Here is a 19,301-nt window from a genome sequence, read left to right as displayed (position 1 = left end):
GGAGATATCCATGACGGGCGCCACGATCTGGCTGACCGGTCTGCCGAGCGCGGGCAAGACGACCCTCGCGCACGAGCTGGCCGGCCGGCTGCGCGGCGAGGGCCACCGGGTCGAGGTGCTCGACGGTGACGAGATCCGCGAGTTCCTGTCCGCGGGCCTGGGCTTCAGCCGCGCGGACCGGCACACCAACGTCCAGCGCATCGGTTTCGTGGCCGAACTGCTGGCGAGCAACGGCGTCAAGGCGCTGGTGCCGGTGATCGCGCCGTACACGGAGAGCCGCGAGGCGGTGCGCAAGCGCCACCAGAGCGAGGGCACCGCCTACCTGGAGGTGCATGTGGCCACGCCCGTCGAGGTGTGCTCCGAGCGGGATGTGAAGGGCCTGTACGCCAAGCAGGCGGCGGGCGAGATCTCCGGGCTCACCGGCGTGGACGACCCGTACGAGGCTCCCGAGTCGCCCGATCTGCGCCTGGAGTCGCACACCCAGACCGTGCAGGAGTCCGCGGCGGCGCTGCACACGCTGCTCACCGAAAGGGGACTGGCATGACCACCACCGCTGCCGTGACCGACGACCTCGACAACCCCTACGCGCTGTCGCACCTGGACGCTCTGGAGTCCGAGGCGGTGCACATCTTCCGTGAGGTGGCGGGGGAGTTCGAGCGGCCGGTGATCCTGTTCTCCGGCGGCAAGGACTCCATCGTCATGCTGCACCTGGTGCTGAAGGCGTTCGCGCCGGCCGCGGTGCCGTTCTCGCTGCTGCACGTCGACACCGGGCACAACTTCCCCGAGGTCCTCGACTACCGCGACCGCACGGTGGAGCGGCACGGACTGCGGCTGCACGTCGCCTCCGTCCAGGACTTCATCGACCGCGGTGAGCTGCGCGAGCGCCCCGACGGCACCCGTAACCCGCTCCAGACCGTCCCGCTGCTGGACGCCATCGGCAAGGGCCGCTTCGACGCGGTCTTCGGCGGCGGGCGCCGGGACGAGGAGAAGGCGCGCGCCAAGGAGCGGGTGTTCTCGCTGCGCGACGAATTCGGCGGCTGGGACCCGCGCCGGCAGCGCCCCGAGCTGTGGCAGCTCTACAACGGCAAGCACTCCCCCGGTGAGCATGTCCGGGTCTTCCCGCTGTCCAACTGGACCGAGCTGGACGTGTGGCAGTACATAGCCCGCGAGAAGATCGAGCTGCCCGCCATCTACTACGCCCACGAGCGTGAGGTCTTCGCCCGCAACGGTATGTGGCTGTCGCCCGGTGAGTGGGGCGGCCCCAAGGACGGCGAGAGCCTGGAGACCCGGCAGGTGCGCTACCGCACGGTCGGCGACATGTCCTGCACCGGCGCCGTCGACTCCGACGCGGACACCATCGAGGCCGTGATCACGGAGATCGCCGCGTCCCGGCTGACCGAGCGGGGCGCAACGAGGGCCGACGACAAGATGTCCGAGGCCGCCATGGAGGACCGCAAGCGCGAGGGGTACTTCTAACCATGAGCACGACCACGAGCGCGATCGACGCCGTTGCCGCGGGTGCCACCTCGCTGCTGCGTTTCGCCACCGCCGGATCCGTCGACGACGGCAAGTCCACCCTGGTGGGCCGGCTGCTGCACGACTCCAAGTCGGTGCTCGCCGACCAGCTGGAGGCCGTCGAGCACGCCTCCCGCAACCGCGGGCAGGAGACGCCCGACCTGGCGCTGCTGACCGACGGGCTGCGCGCCGAGCGCGAGCAGGGCATCACCATCGATGTCGCCTACCGCTACTTCGCCACCCCGCGCCGCCGCTTCATCCTGGCGGACACCCCCGGGCATGTGCAGTACACCCGCAACATGGTCACCGGCGCCTCCACCGCCGAGCTGGCCGTGGTGCTGGTCGACGCCCGCAACGGGGTCGTCGAGCAGACCCGCCGGCACGCCGCGGTGGCCGCCCTGCTGCGCGTCCCGCATGTCGTCCTGGCCGTCAACAAGATGGACCTGGTCGACTACGCCGAGCCCGTCTTCGCGGCCATCGCCGAGGAGTTCACGACCTACGCGGCCTCGCTGGGCGTCCCGGAGATCACCGCGATCCCGATCTCGGCACTGGCCGGCGACAACGTCGTGACACCGTCCGCCACCATGGACTGGTACGGCGGCCCGACCGTGCTGGAGCACCTGGAGACCGTGGCCGTCGTCGCCGACCCGTCGGACGACCCCGGCCGCTTCCCGGTGCAGTACGTGATCCGTCCGCAGACCGCCGAACACCCCGACTACCGCGGCTACGCGGGCCAGATCGCCTCCGGTGTGCTGCGCGTCGGCGACGCCGTCACCGTGCTGCCCTCGGGCCGGACGAGCACCATCGAGGCGATCGACGTGCTCGGCCAGGCCGTGGACGTCGCCTGGGCGCCGCAGTCGGTCACCGTCCGGCTCACCGACGACATCGACGTCTCGCGCGGCGACCTGATCGCCCCGACGGCCACCGCGCCGGGCGTCTCGCAGGACATCGAGGCGACCGTCTGCCATGTGGCGGACCGTCCGCTGACCGTCGGCCAGCGGGTGCTGCTCAAGCACACCACCCGTACGGTCAAGGCGATCGTCAAGGACATCCCGTCCCGGCTGACCCTGGACGACCTGTCCCAGCACCCGGCGCCCGGTGAGCTGGCCGCCAACGACATCGGGCGGATCGTGCTGCGCACGGCGGAGCCGCTGGCGCTGGACGCCTACGCCGACTCCCGCCGCACCGGCTCCTTCCTGCTGATCGACCCGTCCGACGGGACGACGCTGACCGCGGGCATGGCGGGCACCGCCTTCGCGGAGGCGGCGGAAGAGACCGCCGCGGCCGGGACGGCGGACGACGAGGGATGGGACTTCTGAGCATGCACCAGGACATGTTCGCGACCTTCGCGAAGGAGGGCGGCCGGATCGGCAGCGGCGCCCTGGGCAGCGGGCAGGGCGGAGTCGGCCGATGTGTGTGCTGACGATGCCCGGCTCCGTATCCCCCGCACCTCCTTTCCGAAGATCCACAGCTTCGCCGGGCGCGCCTTAGCGGGCGCGCACCGCCCGGCCCTCCGAGAGGACCACCTCCCGTGTCTGCCGTTCGTCACCGCCTGCTGGCGGCCGCCGTCACCGTCCCGCTCCTGATAGGGGCGCTGGGCGCCTGCGGCTACGGCTCCCAGGCCAAGAAGGACACCGCGGCCGAGGTCGCGCCCAAGGGCCCGAAGACCGACGGGCTCGATCACCTCACGATCGGCTACTTCGGCAACACCACGCACGCCACCCCCTTGGTGGGCCTCCAGAACGGCACGTTCCAGAAGGAACTGGGCGGCACCGAGGTGAAGTCCTCCGTCTTCAACGCGGGCCCCGCGGAGATCGAGGCGCTCAACTCGGGCGCCATCGACATCGGCTGGATCGGCCCCTCGCCCGCGATCAACGGCTACGCCAAGTCGCACGGCAAGAGCCTGAAGATCATTTCCGGCTCGGCCTCCGGCGGTGTCTCGCTGGTGGTCAACCCCAAGAAGGTCAAGGGTCTCGACGACCTCAAGGGCAAGACGATCGCGACCCCGCAGCTGGGCAACACCCAGGACGTCGCGCTGCTCAACTACCTGGCCGGCAAGGGTTACAAGGTCGACGCCACCACCGGCAAGGGTGACGTCACCGTCCAGCGCACCGACAACAAGGTGACGCCCACGGTCTTCCGGCAGGGCGGCATCGACGGGGCCTGGGTGCCCGAGCCCACCGCTTCCAAGCTCGTCGCCGAGGGCGGCAAGACGCTCCTGGACGAGAAGAAGCTGTGGAAGGACGGGAAGTTCGTCATCACGAACATGATCGTCTCGCAGAAGTTCCTCAAGGAGCACCCGAAGGCCGTCGAAGCGGTGCTGCGGGCCTCGGTGAAGACCAACGCCTGGATCCGCTCGCACCCGGCCGAGGCGAAGCAGGCCCTCAACGACAAGCTCGCCTCCCCGGACGTGGCCGGCAAGGCACTGCCGCAGAACGTCATCGACCCGGCGTTCAAGAACGTCGATGTCACCGATGACCCGCTGGCCGCGACCCTCCAGCAGGAGGCCGACCACGGCGTCAAGGCGGGCCTGCTCAAGAAGCCCGACCTCAAGGGCATCTACGACCTCACCCTGCTGAACAAGGTGCTCCGGGCCGAGGGCAAGCAGCCGGTCGACGACGCCGGACTCGGCAGCAAGTAGCCCCGCCCACCGCACCCGCACTCCCCCAGGAGGTGACACCGATGACGACCACCACGCTCACCAAGCAGCAGCCCGCCACGGCGGACACGGGCACCACCGTGCCGTACGCGGCCCGCATCGACCATGTCTCGAAGTCGTTCGGCCGCACCGGCGCACAGCAGCATGTCCTGGACGACATCAGCATCGACGTGGCGCCCGGCGAATTCGTCTGCCTCCTGGGGGCCTCGGGCTGCGGCAAGTCCACCCTCCTCAACCTGGTGGCCGGGCTCGACGCCCCGTCCTCCGGCGCCATCGAGACGCCGGGCGGCCGGCCGGCCCTGATGTTCCAGGAGCACGCGCTGTTCCCGTGGCTGACCGCGGGCCGCAACATCGAGCTGGCGCTGCGGCTGCGCGGGGTGCCGCGCGCGGAGCGCCGCGAGGAGGCCGAGCGGCTGCTCGAACTCGTCCGGCTCAAGGGCGCCCACGGCAAGCGGGTGCACGAGCTGTCGGGCGGGATGCGCCAGCGGGTCGCGATGGCCCGTGCACTCGCCCAGGACAGCCAACTGCTGCTGATGGACGAACCGTTCGCGGCGCTCGACGCGATCACCCGGGACGTGCTGCACGACGAGCTGACCCGGATCTGGCGCGAGACCAACCTCTCGGTCCTCTTCGTCACCCACAACGTCCGCGAGGCGGTGCGGCTCGCCGAGCGGGTGGTCCTGCTGTCCTCCCGTCCGGGCCGGATCGCGCGTGAGTGGCGGGTGGACATCCCGCAGCCGCGCCGTATCGAGGACGCCGCGGTCGCCGACCTTTCCATCGAGATCACCGAACAGCTCCGTGGGGAGATCCGCCGTCATGGCCAGCACTGAGACCAAGGCCCCGGCCACCACCGCCGAGGGGGACGGCTCCGGCGACATCGCCGGTCTGGAGGCCGGGCTCGACGCCCTGGAATCCCGGGTCGTCGACCGGCAGCCGTGGCTGCGTACCGCCGCCTCGAAGGCGTTCCCCCCGCTGGTCGCCATCGCGATCGTGCTCGCCCTGTGGCAGCTCGCGTACCACTTCGCGCTCAAGCCGCACTACCTGCTGCCGAGCCCCGTCGAGGTCGGCCGCTCGCTCCAGCAGAAGTGGCTGGAGGGCACGCTGCTGAGCTTCGTGTGGACCAGCGTCTCCCGCGGCGCCCTCGGCTTTCTGGCCTCCGTGGTCCTCGGCACGGCGCTCGGGCTGATCGTCGCCCAGGTCAAGGCCGTCCGGGCCGCGATCGGGCCGATCCTGAGCGGGCTCCAGTCGCTGCCCTCGGTCGCCTGGGTCCCGGCCGCGATCATCTGGTTCGGGCTGAGCGACGCCACGATCTACACGGTGGTGCTGCTCGGCGCGGTCCCGTCCATCGCCAACGGGCTGGTGGCGGGCGTCGACCAGATCTCCCCGCTCTACCTGCGGGCGGGCCGCACCATCGGCGCCACCGGCCTCGCCGGGGTCCGGCATGTGCTGCTGCCGGCCGCGCTGCCCGGCTACATCGCCGGGCTCAAGCAGGGCTGGGCGTTCTCCTGGCGTTCCCTGATGGCCGCCGAGCTGATCGTGAACGCGCCCGATCTGGGCACCGGTCTGGGCCAGCTGCTGGAGCAGGGCCGGGAGCTCCAGGACATGTCCTGGGTGCTGTCCGCGATCCTGCTCATCCTCATCGTCGGTATCGGCATCGAGCTGCTGATCTTCGCCCCCGTCGAACGCCGGGTGCTGCGCAGCCGCGGCCTCCTGGTGAAGAGCTGACCATGGATACCCGCCCCACTCTCCTCGTCATCGCCCACGGCAGCCGCGACCCGCGGCACGCGGCGACCGTCTCCGCGCTCTGTGCGCGGGTCCGGGCGCTGCGGCCGGGGCTGCGCGTCGAGGTCGGCTATCTCGACTTCAACGCCCCCCGGGTGCCAAGGGTGCTGGAGCGCCTGTCGGCCGAGGGGGTCAGGGACGTGGTGGCGCTGCCGCTCCTGCTGACCCGGGCCTTTCACGCCAAGTCCGATATCCCGGCGGTACTGCGGGAGGCGGCCGTGCGGCTGCCGCTGCTGACCATCCGTCAGGCCGAGGTACTGGGCCCGTCGTCCCTGCTGACCGCCGCGCTGGAGCGCCGGCTGGCGGAGGCCGGGCTGCGGCCCGGTGACCGCCGCTCGACCGGGGTCGTGCTGGCCTCGGCGGGCTCTTCCGACCCGGAGGCGGGCGCAGTGCTCGCTGAAATCGCGCGGGAGTGGTGGCACACCGCTGGCTGGTGTGCCGTGCGACCTGCGTTCGCCTCCGCATCTCTGCCCCGCACCGCGGACGCCGTGCGGGCGCTGCGGGCCGAGGGTGTCCGGCGGGTGGCCGTGGCGCCGTACGTCATCGCGCCCGGATTCCTCCCGGACCGGATCGCGGCCGGTGCCCGCGAGGCCCGCGCCGATCTCCTCGCCCCCGTCCTCGGCCCGGCGCCCGAACTGGCCCGGCTGCTGGTGCGGCGCTACGACGGCGCGGTCCTGGCGCACGCCCGCGGGGACCTGACGGCGCTGAGCGCCTGACAGGCCCCCGGGGCGCGGCGGTTCAGCGTGTGGTGCGCAGCCAGACCGTGGTCCACGGCGGCAGCCGGTCACCGGTGACCGGCGCGGAACTCAGCAGCAGCTCACCGGCCGGCAGCGGCCGGGGCTCGTCCGACAGGTTGGCCACACACTCCCAGCCGCCCGAGCGGCGGAAGTGCAGGGTGCCCGGGTCCGTCGTCCCGTCGGCCCATTCCAGCGCCTCGTCGCCCACCAGCCGGCGGCGGGTGGCCAGCGCCGTGCGGTAGAGCTCCAGGGGTGCGGACGCCACCCCGTCCTGTGCCTCGACGGACAGCGCGCCCCAGCCCTGGGGCTGCGGCAGCCAGGAGCCGCCGCTGCCGAATCCGTACGAGCTGCCCTCGCGCCGCCACGGCAGCGGCACCCGGCAGCCGTCCCGCCCCTTCAGCGCACCGCCGCTCCGGGTCCACACCGGGTCCTGGAGGCTGTCGCGGGAGAGCTCGGCGACTTCGGGCAGGCCCAGTTCCTCGCCCTGGTAGACGTACGCCGAGCCGGGCAGTGCCAGCATCAGCAGGGTCGCGGCCAGCGCCCGGCGCAGGCCGAACTCCCGGTCCAGGACGGGCTCCTGGCCGTCGGAGAGCAGCCAGGCCTCCTCGTCGCGGTCGTCCGGGAGGCCGTAGCGGGAGGCGTGCCGGATCACATCGTGGTTGGAGAGCACCCAGGTCGCGGTGGCCCCGGCCGCCCGCGCGTCGGCGAGCGCGGTGTCGATGGAGGCGCGCAGCTCCGGCGCGTCCAGCGAGGCACGGAGGAAGTCGAAGTTGAAGGCCTGGCCGAGCTCCTGCGGGGTGGCGTAGGCGGTGCGGCGGGAGTTGCGCACCCAGGCCTCGGCGACGGCGATCCGGGGCGGGTCGTACTCGTTGAAGACCTTGCGCCAGTCCCGGAAGATGTCGTGCACCTCGTCCCGGTCCCAGAAGGGGTGGCTGCCATCCTCGGGCAGATCCTCCGGCCGGTAGTCGCCGATCGTGCCGATGTCGCGGAGCGGCGCGGCCAGATCCTTCGCCAGGCCGTGGGCCACATCGACCCGGAAGCCGTCGACCCCGCGGTCGGACCAGAAGCGCAGGGTCTGCCGGAAGTCCGCGCGGACCTCGGGGTTGTCCCAGTTGAAGTCGGGCTGCTCGGGGGCGAAGAGGTGCAGGTACCACCAGCCGTCCGGCAGCCGGGTCCAGGCGGGGCCGCCGAAGCAGGAGATCCAGTCGGTGGGCGGCAGTTCACCGTGCCCGCCCTTGCCCTCGCGGAAGACATAGCGCTCGCGCGCGGCGGATCCGGGCTCGGCGCGCAGCGCCTCCTGGAACCACCGGTGCTGGTGGGAGGAGTGGTTGGGCACGATGTCCACCATCACCTTGAGGCCCAGGCGGTGTGCCTCGGCCACCATGGCGTCGAAGTCGTCGAGGGTGCCCAGCCGCGGGTCGACATCGCGGTAGTCGGCGACGTCATAGCCGCCGTCGGCCAGCTCCGAGGGGTAGAAGGGGCTCAGCCAGACGGCGTCCACGCCCAGGCCGGCGAGGTGGGCCAGCCGGGAGGTGATGCCGGGGAGGTCACCGATGCCGTCGCCGTCGGAGTCGGCGAAGCTGCGCGGGTACACCTGGTAGACGACGGCCTGCCGCCACCAGTCGGTGGTGTCGCGGGCGGAGTCGAGGTGCTGAGAGGTCACGTGGAGGCCTTTCCGGGCGGTAGCGGACGCATGGGGGCACCTCCCAGCGGTAGCTGGGGGAGCGTACGGCGCTGCGCGGCGCCGGGTCGGGTGCGGCGGGGGCGGCCCGCGCGGGGGCCGGGGTCATCCCTTCACCGCCCCTGAGGTCATGCCCGAGACGATCGAGCGGCGGAAGATCATGACCAGGACGCCGATCGGGACGGTGGCCGCCACGGCCCCCGCGAACAGCGTCCCGTAGGGGACCGTGTACTGGCTGGTGAACAGGGCGATGCCGACCGGAACGGTGCGGTGGCCGTCCTCGCTGTTGAAGGTCAGCGCCAGCAGGAACTCCGCCCAGGTCGCGGTGAAGGTGAAGATGCCCGCGGTGAACAGCCCCGGCCCCCGCCTGGACGGCCTGGGCATGCCGCTCGTCTTCGTCAGCCAGCACGCCGAGGGGCGCCCCAGTGTCTATGTGGACGATGCGGACGCCGCACTGCGCGGCACCCGCCATCTGATCAACCTCGGGCACCGCCGGATCGCCTTCCTCCAGACGTCCGACGAGACCGGCTTCGCCTGGAGCAGCAAGAACCGGCTCGCCGGGCATCTGCGGGCCCTCGCCGACGCGGGCCTGGAGCGGGACGACGCGCTCATCATGAGCGTGCCGGGCTGGAAGGGCAGCGGGATGGGCGCGGCGGTGGGGCGGCTGCTGAGCCTCCAGGACCCGCCGACCGCGCTGTTCGCCGAGACCGACGATTTCGCGTTCCGGCTGCTGGCGGCGCTGCGGGAGGCCAACGTCCCGGTCCCCGGGCGGGTTTCGGTCATGGGGTTCGACGACCATGTCATGGCCGGGGTCCTGGGCCTGACGACGCTGGCCCAGCCCGCCGCCGAGATCGGGCGCACCGCCGTTCATCTGGCCCGGTCGGTGATCGAGGACGCCGACGGCGCGCACCGGCGTCATATCGTGCTGCCCACCGAACTCGTCCCGCGCGGCAGCACGGCGCCGCCGCCCACGGGAAGCTGACCTAACTGACCTTGCTGACCGCCGCTGACTCTTCACCGGCGTCCGCCCCTCGACTGTCATAGGACTGCACCTCTTCGGTGCACCACAGACCATCCGGGGGGAACCGATGCTGGACAAGAGTTACCTCGTGCCCTGGGGGAAGCGGGGCAGCCTGTCGACCGACACCGAGGCCGCCGCACTGGCCGAGCTGGTCCACGAGAGCACACCGTTACCGGCCGATGTCCGGCGTGAACGGTTCGAGCGCTCCTTCGCCGCCTCGGTCGGCAGCCGGCACACGATCTCGGTGAACAGCGGTGCGGTCGCCCTCCAGATGGCGATCCGGATGCTCGATCTGGCCCCCGGCGACGAGGTCATCGCCACCCCGCAGACCCACCGCGCCACCCTCCAGCCACTGCTCGACTATGACGTACGGGTCCGGTTCTGCGATATCGACCCCACCACCCTCAACCTCGACCCGGCCGCGCTGGAGGCGCTGATCACCCCGCGCACCCGAGCCCTGCTGCTCGTGCACTACGGCGGCTGCCCCGCCGAGATGGACACCGTCATGGCCCTGGCCCGGCGGCACGGCTTCCTGGTGCTGGAGGACTGTGTGCACGCGCTGGGCGCCCGCTACCGCGGCCGGAGCCCCGGATCCCTGGCGGACCTCGCCACCTTCAGCCTCCGGAACGCCAAGTCCGGCACCGCGCTGGGCGAGGGCGGTCTGATCACCTGCGACCGGGACGACTGGGCGGAGCGGCTGCACCGGCTGCGCGCCCCCGACAGGGACGCCCGGACCGCGCACCTTCAGCCGGAGCCGGCCGGGCTGCCGGGGACCTCGTACGCCCTGCCCCTCCAGCGCGGCTGCGTACGGCGGCCCGGCAGTGACGCGACGATGCCGGAAGGGGTCGCGGCCCTCGGACAGGCCCAGCTCGCGGGGGTCGAGACCGCCGTGGCACGGCGGCGCGCGCTCGCCGGGCGACTGGACGAGGTGCTCGCCCGCTACCCGTTCCTCACCCCGCAGTCGGCGCCCGCGCACAGCGTCCACGCCTACCACCTCTACACCTGCCTCGCCGACCACCAGGAGCTGCGCGACCGGCTCGTCCTGGCCCTGGACCGCAGGGGCGTGGAGATCCAGCTGCGTTACTTCCCGCAGCATCTGCTGCCGCAGTGGCGCCACCGCGGACATCTGCGCGGCGAGTGCCCGGTCGCCGAACGCAGCTGGTTCGAGCAGCATCTCAATCTGCCCTGCCACCCGATGCTGACGCCCCATCAGCAGGACTACCTCATCGAGGCGTTCGACGGCGCGTTGGCGGAACTGAACGGCGGGGCGCCGGCCCCGGCCGGGGTGCCCGCGACGGCCTGCGGGCCCCGGTAGCGAGGGCGGGCCCGACCCGCCGGAATGCGCGAGACCGCCGCCCCTGGTGCGGGACGGCGGCCGGAGTCAGGCCGTAGGCTCTCCGGCGCCGGGCAGCCGCGCTGACCGTCGACCGCCGGCGTGGGCATCGCCGACGACGTCGCCCACCCGAGGAACGGCATGACCGACGACACTCAGCAACTGCACGCCTCGACCCGCGCCCAGGACGGCACCGTGCTGGCCTCTCAACGGCACGGCTCCGGACGCCCGTTGGTACTCCTCGCGGGCCAGGCCAACAATCACCACTGGTGGGACGGTGTGCGCGAGGACTTCCACCCCACCCACAGCACGGTCACCATGGACTACCGCGGCACCGGCGCCAGCGGAAAACCCGAAGGGCCTTACTCCACCCGGCTGTTCGCCGACGACCTGATCGCGGTCCTGGACGACCTGGGTGTCGAGCGGGCAGATGTCTACGGGACCTCCATGGGCGGCCGCGTCGCCCAGTGGATCGCCGCCCGCCACCCGGACCGGGTCCGCCGCCTCGTCCTCGGCTGCACCTCACCCGGCGGCCCCCAGGCGCAGGAGCGCGACACCGCGGTACGGCGCGCCCTGGCCCAGGCCGATCCGGCGGCGTCGCGGCAGGCCCTCCTCGACCTGATGCACTCCCCCGCCTGGCTGGCCGACCACCCCGGCCCGTACACCACACTCGGCGACCCCGAGATGCCCCCGCACTCCCGCCGGGGACACCTGGTCGCCAGCAACGAACACGACGCCTGGGACGCCCTCCCCCGCATCACGGCCCCCACCCTGGTGCTGCACGGCGATCAGGACCGACTCACGCCCGCGGCCAATGCCCCGCTGCTCGCCGCCCGTATCCCCGGGGCCCGGATGCACCTCTTCACCGGCGCCCGCCATGCCTACTTCCAGGAGTGCCGCGCCCAGGCCGGCCATCTGGTGGCGGCCTTCCTCGCCGACCCGCAGAGCCTTCCGCTCCCGGAGGCCGGAACCGGCTGAGGCCCGGTGCGTGCGGGTCCCATGACCCCGTGACACCGGGCCGCCGGGACCGCTCAGAGCTCGCCCTCCGCCTCAACGGCCGGCGTTTCCACGGCCGGGCCCTGCCGCTGCCCCAGCAACCGCGTACGGAAGAGGTCGAGCACCTCGTCCAGCGCCGCGCGGGTCGGCTGGCCGGGCTCGTCGATGAGGTGCTCGGTCAGTACGGAGTGCGGCGCCGTCAGGGCGCGGGGGTTCGCGGCGGCGTCGTCCAGTTCGACGGCGGTGAACGCCTCGCCGAGTTCGCGGCGCAGAAAGTCGAACCGGTCCCCCGGCACCAGCCGGTCCCCGCGGAACCGGAGCCCGACGACCCGCAGGCCCTCGCGCTCACAGCGCCCCCGGACGGTCGCGAGGTCCTCGGCGGAGGTATCGATGCCACCGGCCCGGCTCTTGGTGAGGGCCAGCGGCAGCGACGGCTGGGACAGGACCGGGGCGAGAAGGCGCTCGTCGGCGGCCATGGCGAGCGCGAAGCCACCGGTGAGACACATACCGACGGCTCCGACGCCGGGGCCGCCGCACCGCTCGTGCTCCTGCGCGGCCAGGGCCCGCAGCCAGGTCACCACGCGGGACGATTTCCCGGTGGCCAGCACGGTGAACTCCCGGCTGACGCACACCTTCCCTATGGACGAGGCCATATAGAGTCCGGCCTTCAGCCGGCCGATGTGGGCGGGATCGGCATCGCGGCCGGGTCTCCCGAAGAGCACCGGGAGCACGGCGGTACAGCCGAGTGCGGCCACGCGTTCCGCGAACTCCAGCACCTTGGGCGTGATTCCCGGTATCTCCGCCAGCACGATCACGGCAGGGCCCGTACCGCGCCGCAGAATCCGGTGCGTGGTGCCGTGATGGGTGAAGGTGCCGCGCTCGAAACCGGTCAGGTCATGATCTGCCATGGATACCACCGCTTCGGTCAGTCGCTGCTCGGAGGCTGTTCGGTGCCGCTCCCCGGCCGGGGCACCTCGCCCATGCCCGGCGCCGCACCAGCGCGAGACTACCCGCGCACGCCGTGCGTAGCGCCCCCATCGGTGCGGCGCCTGCGACCAACTGCCCTACGGGCGCGGCGAAGTGATCGCCGGCATCCAGCAGCACGGCCGACGGGCTCTTCCCTCAGCACGGGACACGACGCAAACCGGGGCCGCTGCAACAGAAGGGTTGACCTTGACCGTGCGTCAGGGTTGGAGCCTTGGCCGCATGACGACGTGGCCACAACGGCCGCCGCGAAAGGACATCCGATGAGTGAAACGGCTGCCATCCCGCACGGCCTCCCCATGGAGCGCGATGCGGGCCCCTTCGACCCGCCCCGCCAGATCACCCGGCTGCGCGAGGCCCGCCCGGTCAGTCCCCTGGTCTTCCCCGACGGTCATGAGGGCTGGCTCGTCACCGGCTACGAAGCGGTCCGCCAGCTCCTGGCCGACACCCGGTTCAGTTCCCGCCAGGACCTCGGCATCGTCCATGTGCCGTACGAGACCCCGGGCATGCCCGCCGCCACCGAGCCGTCCCCGCAGGTGCCGGGCCTGTTCGTCGCCATGGACCCGCCGGACCACACCCGGCTGCGGCGCAAGCTGACCGGCGCCTTCACCGTCAGACGCATGAAACAGCTCGAAGAGCACATCGTCGAGATCGCCGAGCGGCAACTGGACGAGATGGCGCGCCTGGTCCCGCCGGTCGACCTGGTCAAGGAGTTCGCGCTGCCGGTGCCCTCGCTGGTCATCTGCGAACTGCTCGGTGTCCCTTACGAGGACCGGGAGAACTTCCAGGTCAACTCCGCCAAGTTCCTGGTCAAGGAACAGCCGCTGGAGGAGAAGATGGCCGCGTACGGCGCGATGACCACGTACCTCGCCGAACTGGTCATGCGCAAACGGGCCGAACCCGGCGAGGACATCCTGTCCGACCTGGCCCGCCATGACGACCTCACCATCGAGGAACTGACCGGCATCGCCTTCCTGCTGCTGCTCGCGGGCCACGAGACCACCGCCAACATGCTGGCCCTGGGCACCTTCGCGCTCCTGGAGCACCCCGAGCAGCTGGCCGCACTCCGCGCCGCCCCGGATCTGCTCCCCGACGCCGTCGAGGAACTCATGCGCTACCTGTCCGTCGTCGATATCTTCTACCGCTACGCCACGGAAGACATCGAACTCGGCGGAGAAACCATCGGCAAGGGCTCGACCGTCGTCGTCTCGCTGCTGGCCGCCAACCACGACCCCCGGCGCTTCGACCACCCCGACACCCTGGACATCCGCCGCAAGGCCCGCGGCCACCTGTCCTTCGGCCACGGCATCCACCAGTGCCTGGGCCAGCAACTGGCCCGCATCGAGATGCGCGCCGGTTTCGACGGACTGCTGCGCCGCTTCCCGACCCTCCAGCTCGCCATCCCCGCCGACGAGGTGAAACTCAGGACCGACATGAACATCTACGGCGTCCACGAACTGCCGGTCACCTGGACGGAATCGGCCCGCTAGAGGCATCGGCCGAGTGCGTCACACAGGTGGGGACCGCCTTGCGGGACCAGGTCTTAGACTCGGCCCGGCCAGGATCCCCGAAGACCGGAGGTGAACGATGCTCACGATCGGCCAGCTCGCGGCGACGGCCGGCGTGACCGTGCGCGCCGTTCGCCACTACCACCACGTCGGCCTGCTGCCGGAGCCCGAACGCGACCGCTCCGGCTACCGCCGCTACAGCGCACAAGCGGCGGTGGATCTCATCCGGATCAGGACACTCGCCGAAGCCGGGGTGCCACTGGCCCGTATCGACGCGCTGCTGCATGCACGGCCGGCCGAGTTCGCCGCGGCCGTCGACGACATCGACGCGGAATTGCAGCGCAAGATCGACCAACTCACCGAGCACCGCCGCCGGATCACCGCATTGGCCGGCGGCGAAGAGCTCGTCCTGCCTGCCGGGGTGGTCGCCAACCTGAACCGGATGCGCGGTCTCGGGGTCAGCGAACGGACGGTACGGCTCGAACGGGACGTGTGGATCCTGATGCAGGCACTGGACCCGGAGTCCATGCCGCAGGCGATAAAGGACAAGGCCGCCAGCTTCGACGACCCCGAGACAACGCGGCTGTATCTCGCCTGCGATCAGTCAATCGACTGGGATCCGCACGATCCCCGCGTGGACCAGCTCATCGATGAGCTGGACAACTGGGAGATCGACCACGCGCGGGACAGCAGCGAGCAAGGGAACACCGCGCTGGCTTTCTCCCGGGTCATCGAGGCATCACCGGCGTGGCAACGGATCCTCGGTGTGCTCTCCCAGCGCGCCAAGCAGCGCCGAACCACCGGACAGGTCGGGGCCGAACCCTAGGGGACCGGCCCGACTCCCCCCTCCGTTCCGGATCTGTAACGGTCCAGCCTCAAAGAGTGACTCTGACAATTTCTCAGAATCCTCTTGTGGTGCACTTGTTGGACGTGAGCCGGGCTCATGTGTGGGGGGAAGCAATGACGCATACGACGACATGCCCCGGGTGTGGCCGGGGCACCGCTCCGGGGGCCGCGTTCTGCAGCACATGCGGTGCGGCCCTGGAGGCCGGCGCGACGACCGTGACGCTGCCGCAGCAGTCTGACGGTGCTCCACCGCCTGCCGCGACGACGGTGCCGCTCGCGGAGCGGCCGGCCGACCGCCGCGCCACCGTGCCGCGCTGGGGCAGCGGCCGGGACCTGACCAGATACCTGTGCGCGGCCGCTTACCTGGACCGCGCCTACGCCGGATCGCTCATCAAACAGGTCGCCGCCGAACCCCATCTCGGGGTGGCGGCGGCCCCGGCCTGCGATGTCCCCGTGGTGCTGCGGCACGCCTATCTGGCCAACGCACGCCGCCACAGCCGGGATCTGGTGCTCGCCGTGCTGTTCGTGCTGGCCTTCGTCTTCACGTTCGTGGTCGGTGACGGCAGGATCACCCTGCTGGCGCTCTTCCTGTCCTGGGTGACGGTGTTCTCCTTCGAGCTGTCCACGAAGTACGGGCGCCATCTCCAGAGCCTGCGCCCGGACCGTTTCGACCCGGCGGCCGCGCCGCCGCCGCTCAACAACGACATCTCGACGCGCCTGCGCCAGATCGGCGATTACGCCGACGGGAACGTCACCACGTACAGCGGCTATTCACCGTTCATCGGCTACGGGACCGAACTCGATTCCTGGTCCCTGACCTTCGACGTCACCACCTCCAGCCGGCCGGAAGGCGAACCGGAGGAATTCGATGTGACGGAGCTCTACGCCCATATCGCCGAACGGGTCGGCACACTGGCGCTGCCCTGTCTGGAGATCGAGGAGCGGCTCTTCACCGACGGCTCGACCCTCCTGGGCGACACCCGCTTTCTGCCGGATCCCCTCGGCCGGCCCGTGTCCCGGATTCCGTTCGCCCAGATGGACACGCTGAAGCGGACACCCGAGGAAGGTGCCCGCCCGTATCTGGCCGTGCACTCCACCGGCTGGGGCGGCGAGTTGGTCACCTCGCTCTTTCTGCGCTTTGTGCGGTCGGACTCCAATCTCTTCGTGGAAGCCGTCCCGACGGTGCTGTTCCCGCTGCTGGACCGCTACCGGATCATCGACACCCTGATGCCCCGGCCGGCCGTGGGCGAACTCGCCAAACTGATCTCGGAGACGGCGGTCAGCACCTTCTTCATTCTGCTGGCCTCCCCCGTGCGCGCGATCGCGGGATTCGCCCCGGACTCCGGGATCTCCCGGCGGCGGCGCCGTCAGCACAAGCTGATCACCAGGCTGCGCCACTTCGACTACGGGGCGCGGCAGAGCGTCCGCCGGGAAGCCGCGGCCAAACACCACCAGCGGCATTTCCAGAAGGCCGACAGCGGAATGGTCCTGAAGACGGTGGAAAAGCGGGTCCTGGACGCACTCGTCGAATTCGCCGAAGCGCGCGGTATCGACGCGGGTGAGCTGATCCAGCGTCAGCAGACCATCATCAACAACGGAATCATCGCGTCCCACGGTTCGCGGGTGGATTCCAGCGCGGTCGCCTCCGGCGACCGGTCCCGGACCGCGATGAACATCATCCACAAGATCCCGCTGCTCAAGCTGGACTGAAAAGCCAAGCAGAAGTGAGGAATACACATGCGCAGGAACGACGGGATCATCGCCACCGGCGGCTCGAATGTCGTCGGCAGCGCCGTGGCCAGCGGCAAGAATGCCAAGGCGGAGGTCCGGGACAGCGGGCTGACCCAGTACGGCGACGGGGCGCAGCCGCAGCCCCAGGACCTCGACACGCTACTCACCCGGCTGATCGACGAGCTCGGCCGGTCCGAGCACCCGGAACGGGACGACCTGATCGAGGCCGCCGAGGATGCCCGCGAGGAGGCCACTTCGGAGGCACCGCGCAAGGGCAAGCTGAAGGTCTTCGCCAGGGCGCTCGTGGGCGCCGTGCCGGGTTTCACCGCCCTGGTCACTCTGGCGGTGGCGATCGAAGAGGCGATCCACGGGCTGTAGCCGGTCCGACGCGAAGGCCGGGCACGGGAACACCAGGGACAACGGGGGGAGATGACCATGCCGTCCTGCACGCACTGCGGCGCGCTCCATGAGGATGCCGCCGCGACGTTCTGTCCGAGCTGCGGTACGCCACGTGAGTCCGGGGCGCCCGCCGGCACTCGTCAGCCCGTCGGGGACACCGGGCACGGCTACGTCCGGGTGGGGCCCACCATCCTCCCGCAGTGGCTGCTGTGGGTGGTGGCGGCCCTGATCGTGGCGGGCGGCGCGACCGCCATCGTGCTCTCCTCGTCCGACGGCTCCTCGGACGAGGAAACGGTCGGCGCCCTCTCCTCGGCCAGCCCCACCCCGGACCCGGCCATCGGCTCCCCGCCCCCGACCGACCTCTACTCCACGCCGCCCACCTACACCGAGACCCTGCCGCCGACCGACTACCCCTCCCCCACCCCGTCGGACCTCTCACCGTCCCCCGACAACGCGAGCGCGGTCGTGGAGGAGTACTACCGGGACATCAACGCCGGCGACTTCTCCGCGGCCTGGGACCTCGGCGGCAAGAACATCGGGGGCTCCTCGTACTCGGAGTGGAAGTCGGGCTTCGGCACCACGTCGAGCATCGAACTCAGCGCGGTGAACGACGGCAGCTCCGGCCAGGTCAGCGCCGTCCTCCGCGCAACCCAGACCGACGGCTCGGTACGCGTCTTCCAAGGCACCTACACGGTGTCCGACGGCGCGATCGTCAGCGCCGACATCTCCCAGCGGTGACCACCCCCGGCCCGCTCCTTCCCGGCCTCCGCATGAACGGAGAGCCGGGGAAGGGGCGGGCCGGAGCAGGCCCCCCAGTCCCAGCCCGACCCGGCCCGGCGAAGCCCATGCGGTCACCGCGCTAGCTTCGGCTGTGCATGATCGACATCAGTAGCCCGTGGGTCTCGTCGTCAGCGGCGACGACAAGCCCGCGGCCCGTCTCGCCGATCGGGGCACCGTCGATCCCGGTGACCACGCAGCCGGCAGCCCGGCACACAGCGATACCGGCCGCGAAATGCACGCTCGTGGAGAGGTCGCTGCCATCGGTGACATACGCGGCGCGTTTGCCTGCGGCGACCCAGGCGAGCGCCAGCGTCGTGGAGACGACGCGCGGCCGGAAGCGTGCGACGAACTCAGGGTGGGCCAGCAGATCCACGGCCCGGAATCCGGGCGCACTCGGGAACGGAGGATCCAGGTTGACGTCCACCAACCGTGTGGCGGGCGTGGGCGTCAGCAGCGCGTCGTCGACCCCGTCATGCCGCACCCGGGCGGTCTCCCCGTCGGTGAAGAAAACCTCGCCGCTGAACGGATCGGCCACCGCCGCCGCCCCGTCGCGCAGCGCCACGTTGACGGCCACCAGCATGGTGCCGACGGCATAGTTCAGCGTGCCGCACAGCGGGTCCACCAACCACTGGCGCACAGCGTCGGCGGCGCCCCGCCGCCCCCCTTCCTCGCCGAGCACCGCGTCATGGGGCCGTGCGGCACGGATGACGCCGAGGATCGTCCTCTCGGCCTCCACATCGGCAGCAGTGGCAAAGTCCCCGGCACCCTTGTCGATACGGTTGAGCTGCCGGCCGTACATGGTGCGGACCACGTCCGCGCCGGCCCGCGCCCCGGCTATCGCGACTTCAGCATCGCCGGAGCTCTCGTATGCATTGCTCATGCCGCGCAGACTATCGAGGCGATGGCTACCGCCCCGGCGAACCTTCCCGGTCAGAGCACTGGCCGGGCCCGCCCAACTCGCCCCTGGGTGTTGCTCCGCTCCGGTGACCGTTTGAGGGTGCAGTTGAACACGAGGGCGCGCAGGTCGTCGTAGCGGGCGGGCGGTGTATCGGTGCGAGGCGACTGGGCGGTCACGGAGCGCTCCCGGGGTCCTGCCACCATGCCGGTCACGGCGGCGCAGCGCTGCCCATCGTGCTGCTCCCGCACCCGCTCCCGCCGCAGCGGCACGACCCGCCAACGACGACCACCCTGACAGCGGAACCGGCGACGGGTCGGCCGAGTCAGGGTGGGGCTGGCCACCCTACGGATACAACCATTCGTTGTTGGTGGCGCCGAAATGGTTGTTTGATTCCTTTGTGCACCCCCGCTTTCATGTCTGGGGTCAACGTG

General features: G+C 71.2%; 20 protein-coding genes. 15 read left to right on the top strand and 5 right to left on the bottom strand.

Features of this window, described 5'->3' with window-relative positions; all coding sequences use genetic code 11:
• The first annotated feature begins 10 nt into the window (after positions 1-10).
• The 7 genes from cysC (at position 11) to QT196_RS31095 (ending at position 6,672) form a co-directional block, all read left to right on the top strand.
• On the top strand, positions 11-544 hold the full coding sequence (gene cysC / locus QT196_RS31125) for an adenylyl-sulfate kinase (RefSeq protein ID WP_085923821.1): 534 nt from the start codon (positions 11-13) through the stop codon (positions 542-544).
• Positions 541-1,476 (top strand): sulfate adenylyltransferase subunit CysD, encoded by a 936-nt coding sequence (gene cysD, locus QT196_RS31120; RefSeq protein WP_290356123.1) that lies wholly within the window; start codon positions 541-543, stop codon positions 1,474-1,476. The genes cysC and cysD overlap by 4 nt, the downstream gene beginning before the upstream one ends.
• Before the next feature lie 2 nt (positions 1,477-1,478).
• Entirely contained in the window at positions 1,479-2,834 is a 1,356-nt protein-coding gene (locus QT196_RS31115) for a GTP-binding protein (RefSeq protein WP_290356122.1), read from the top strand.
• Between the two features lie 212 nt (positions 2,835-3,046).
• Complete coding sequence (locus QT196_RS31110; RefSeq protein WP_168482010.1) at positions 3,047-4,156, top strand: aliphatic sulfonate ABC transporter substrate-binding protein; 1,110 nt, start codon at positions 3,047-3,049, stop codon at positions 4,154-4,156.
• A 41-nt stretch (positions 4,157-4,197) separates the two neighbouring features.
• Positions 4,198-5,004 (top strand): ABC transporter ATP-binding protein, encoded by an 807-nt coding sequence (locus tag QT196_RS31105; protein ID WP_266731804.1) that lies wholly within the window; start codon positions 4,198-4,200, stop codon positions 5,002-5,004.
• On the top strand, positions 4,991-5,899 hold the full coding sequence (locus tag QT196_RS31100) for an ABC transporter permease (protein ID WP_168482005.1): 909 nt from the start codon (positions 4,991-4,993) through the stop codon (positions 5,897-5,899). Before QT196_RS31105 ends, QT196_RS31100 begins: the two co-directional genes overlap by 14 nt.
• 2 nt (positions 5,900-5,901) lie before the next feature.
• A complete protein-coding gene (locus QT196_RS31095; protein WP_168482003.1) occupies positions 5,902-6,672 on the top strand; it encodes a sirohydrochlorin chelatase in 771 nt (256 codons plus the stop codon).
• Between the two features lie 22 nt (positions 6,673-6,694).
• Here the strand turns inward: QT196_RS31095 and QT196_RS31090 are convergent, their stop codons facing one another.
• Together QT196_RS31090 and QT196_RS31085 are read right to left on the bottom strand one after the other, a co-directional pair.
• Entirely contained in the window at positions 6,695-8,356 is a 1,662-nt protein-coding gene (locus QT196_RS31090; RefSeq protein WP_168482001.1) for a glycoside hydrolase family 13 protein, read from the bottom strand.
• 123 nt (positions 8,357-8,479) lie between these two features.
• The gene (locus tag QT196_RS31085) at positions 8,480-8,758 is read right to left on the bottom strand and encodes a hypothetical protein (RefSeq protein ID WP_290356121.1); all 279 of its coding nucleotides are present in this window, start codon (positions 8,756-8,758) and stop codon (positions 8,480-8,482) included.
• On the opposite strand from QT196_RS31085, the gene QT196_RS31080 reads away from it, so the two are divergent.
• From QT196_RS31080 to QT196_RS31070, 3 genes are all read left to right on the top strand, one after another.
• On the top strand, positions 8,757-9,356 hold the full coding sequence (locus tag QT196_RS31080; RefSeq protein ID WP_290356120.1) for a substrate-binding domain-containing protein: 600 nt from the start codon (positions 8,757-8,759) through the stop codon (positions 9,354-9,356). The two genes, QT196_RS31085 and QT196_RS31080, sit on opposite strands and share 2 nt — an antisense overlap.
• Before the next feature lie 106 nt (positions 9,357-9,462).
• The gene (locus tag QT196_RS31075; RefSeq protein ID WP_266731792.1) at positions 9,463-10,710 is read left to right on the top strand and encodes a DegT/DnrJ/EryC1/StrS family aminotransferase; all 1,248 of its coding nucleotides are present in this window, start codon (positions 9,463-9,465) and stop codon (positions 10,708-10,710) included.
• A gap of 159 nt (positions 10,711-10,869) precedes the next feature.
• The gene (locus QT196_RS31070; protein ID WP_290356119.1) at positions 10,870-11,706 is read left to right on the top strand and encodes an alpha/beta fold hydrolase; all 837 of its coding nucleotides are present in this window, start codon (positions 10,870-10,872) and stop codon (positions 11,704-11,706) included.
• 53 nt (positions 11,707-11,759) lie between these two features.
• Here QT196_RS31070 and QT196_RS31065 read toward each other — a convergent pair whose 3' ends face one another.
• Positions 11,760-12,632 (bottom strand): dienelactone hydrolase family protein, encoded by an 873-nt coding sequence (locus tag QT196_RS31065; protein ID WP_290356118.1) that lies wholly within the window; start codon positions 12,630-12,632, stop codon positions 11,760-11,762.
• 339 nt (positions 12,633-12,971) lie between these two features.
• On the opposite strand from QT196_RS31065, the gene QT196_RS31060 reads away from it, so the two are divergent.
• The 5 genes from QT196_RS31060 to QT196_RS31040 all read left to right on the top strand — a co-directional run bounded on the left by QT196_RS31060 (position 12,972) and on the right by QT196_RS31040 (position 17,930).
• Positions 12,972-14,198 (top strand): cytochrome P450, encoded by a 1,227-nt coding sequence (locus QT196_RS31060; RefSeq protein ID WP_168481989.1) that lies wholly within the window; start codon positions 12,972-12,974, stop codon positions 14,196-14,198.
• A gap of 97 nt (positions 14,199-14,295) precedes the next feature.
• Positions 14,296-15,042, top strand: a complete 747-nt coding sequence (locus QT196_RS31055) for a MerR family transcriptional regulator (RefSeq protein ID WP_168481987.1) — start codon at positions 14,296-14,298, stop codon at positions 15,040-15,042.
• Between the two features lie 236 nt (positions 15,043-15,278).
• A complete protein-coding gene (locus QT196_RS31050; RefSeq protein ID WP_248001382.1) occupies positions 15,279-16,772 on the top strand; it encodes a zinc ribbon domain-containing protein in 1,494 nt (497 codons plus the stop codon).
• Positions 16,773-16,799: 27 nt separating this feature from the next.
• Entirely contained in the window at positions 16,800-17,171 is a 372-nt protein-coding gene (locus tag QT196_RS31045; protein WP_168481985.1) for a hypothetical protein, read from the top strand.
• Positions 17,172-17,228: 57 nt separating this feature from the next.
• Positions 17,229-17,930, top strand: coding sequence for a zinc ribbon domain-containing protein (locus QT196_RS31040; protein ID WP_266731781.1), 702 nt, complete (start codon positions 17,229-17,231; stop codon positions 17,928-17,930).
• Positions 17,931-18,051: 121 nt separating this feature from the next.
• Here QT196_RS31040 and QT196_RS31035 read toward each other — a convergent pair whose 3' ends face one another.
• Positions 18,052-18,852 carry an inositol monophosphatase family protein gene (locus QT196_RS31035; RefSeq protein ID WP_168481980.1) on the bottom strand — a complete coding sequence of 267 codons (801 nt, stop codon included), beginning with the start codon at positions 18,850-18,852 and terminating at the stop codon, positions 18,052-18,054.
• Positions 18,853-18,902: 50 nt separating this feature from the next.
• Positions 18,903-19,211: a hypothetical protein gene (locus QT196_RS31030; protein WP_266733052.1), complete on the bottom strand. Its 309-nt coding sequence runs from the start codon at positions 19,209-19,211 to the stop codon at positions 18,903-18,905.
• Positions 19,212-19,301 lie beyond the last annotated feature (90 nt).

The sequence above is a fragment of the Streptomyces sp. P9-2B-2 genome, from assembly GCF_030406865.1.
In the GTDB taxonomy this organism is placed as follows: Bacteria; Actinomycetota; Actinomycetes; order Streptomycetales; family Streptomycetaceae; genus Streptomyces; species Streptomyces platensis.
This window is presented reverse-complemented; position numbering and strand designations above follow the sequence as displayed.

Excerpts from the sequence above, each read along its gene's own strand:
- cysC (WP_085923821.1), top strand. The coding sequence starts at position 11 with ATGACGGGCGCCACGATCTGGCTGACCGGTCTGCCGAGCGCGGGCAAG.
- cysD (WP_290356123.1), top strand. The coding sequence starts at position 541 with ATGACCACCACCGCTGCCGTGACCGACGACCTCGACAACCCCTACGCG.
- QT196_RS31115 (WP_290356122.1), top strand. The coding sequence starts at position 1,479 with ATGAGCACGACCACGAGCGCGATCGACGCCGTTGCCGCGGGTGCCACC.
- QT196_RS31105 (WP_266731804.1), top strand. The coding sequence starts at position 4,198 with ATGACGACCACCACGCTCACCAAGCAGCAGCCCGCCACGGCGGACACG.
- QT196_RS31100 (WP_168482005.1), top strand. The coding sequence starts at position 4,991 with ATGGCCAGCACTGAGACCAAGGCCCCGGCCACCACCGCCGAGGGGGAC.
- QT196_RS31095 (WP_168482003.1), top strand. The coding sequence starts at position 5,902 with ATGGATACCCGCCCCACTCTCCTCGTCATCGCCCACGGCAGCCGCGAC.
- QT196_RS31080 (WP_290356120.1), top strand. The coding sequence starts at position 8,757 with ATGCCGCTCGTCTTCGTCAGCCAGCACGCCGAGGGGCGCCCCAGTGTC.
- QT196_RS31085 (WP_290356121.1), bottom strand. The coding sequence starts at position 8,758 with ATGCCCAGGCCGTCCAGGCGGGGGCCGGGGCTGTTCACCGCGGGCATC.
- QT196_RS31075 (WP_266731792.1), top strand. The coding sequence starts at position 9,463 with ATGCTGGACAAGAGTTACCTCGTGCCCTGGGGGAAGCGGGGCAGCCTG.
- QT196_RS31070 (WP_290356119.1), top strand. The coding sequence starts at position 10,870 with ATGACCGACGACACTCAGCAACTGCACGCCTCGACCCGCGCCCAGGAC.
- QT196_RS31065 (WP_290356118.1), bottom strand. The coding sequence starts at position 12,632 with ATGGCAGATCATGACCTGACCGGTTTCGAGCGCGGCACCTTCACCCAT.
- QT196_RS31060 (WP_168481989.1), top strand. The coding sequence starts at position 12,972 with ATGAGTGAAACGGCTGCCATCCCGCACGGCCTCCCCATGGAGCGCGAT.
- QT196_RS31055 (WP_168481987.1), top strand. The coding sequence starts at position 14,296 with ATGCTCACGATCGGCCAGCTCGCGGCGACGGCCGGCGTGACCGTGCGC.
- QT196_RS31045 (WP_168481985.1), top strand. The coding sequence starts at position 16,800 with ATGCGCAGGAACGACGGGATCATCGCCACCGGCGGCTCGAATGTCGTC.
- QT196_RS31040 (WP_266731781.1), top strand. The coding sequence starts at position 17,229 with ATGCCGTCCTGCACGCACTGCGGCGCGCTCCATGAGGATGCCGCCGCG.
- QT196_RS31035 (WP_168481980.1), bottom strand. The coding sequence starts at position 18,852 with ATGAGCAATGCATACGAGAGCTCCGGCGATGCTGAAGTCGCGATAGCC.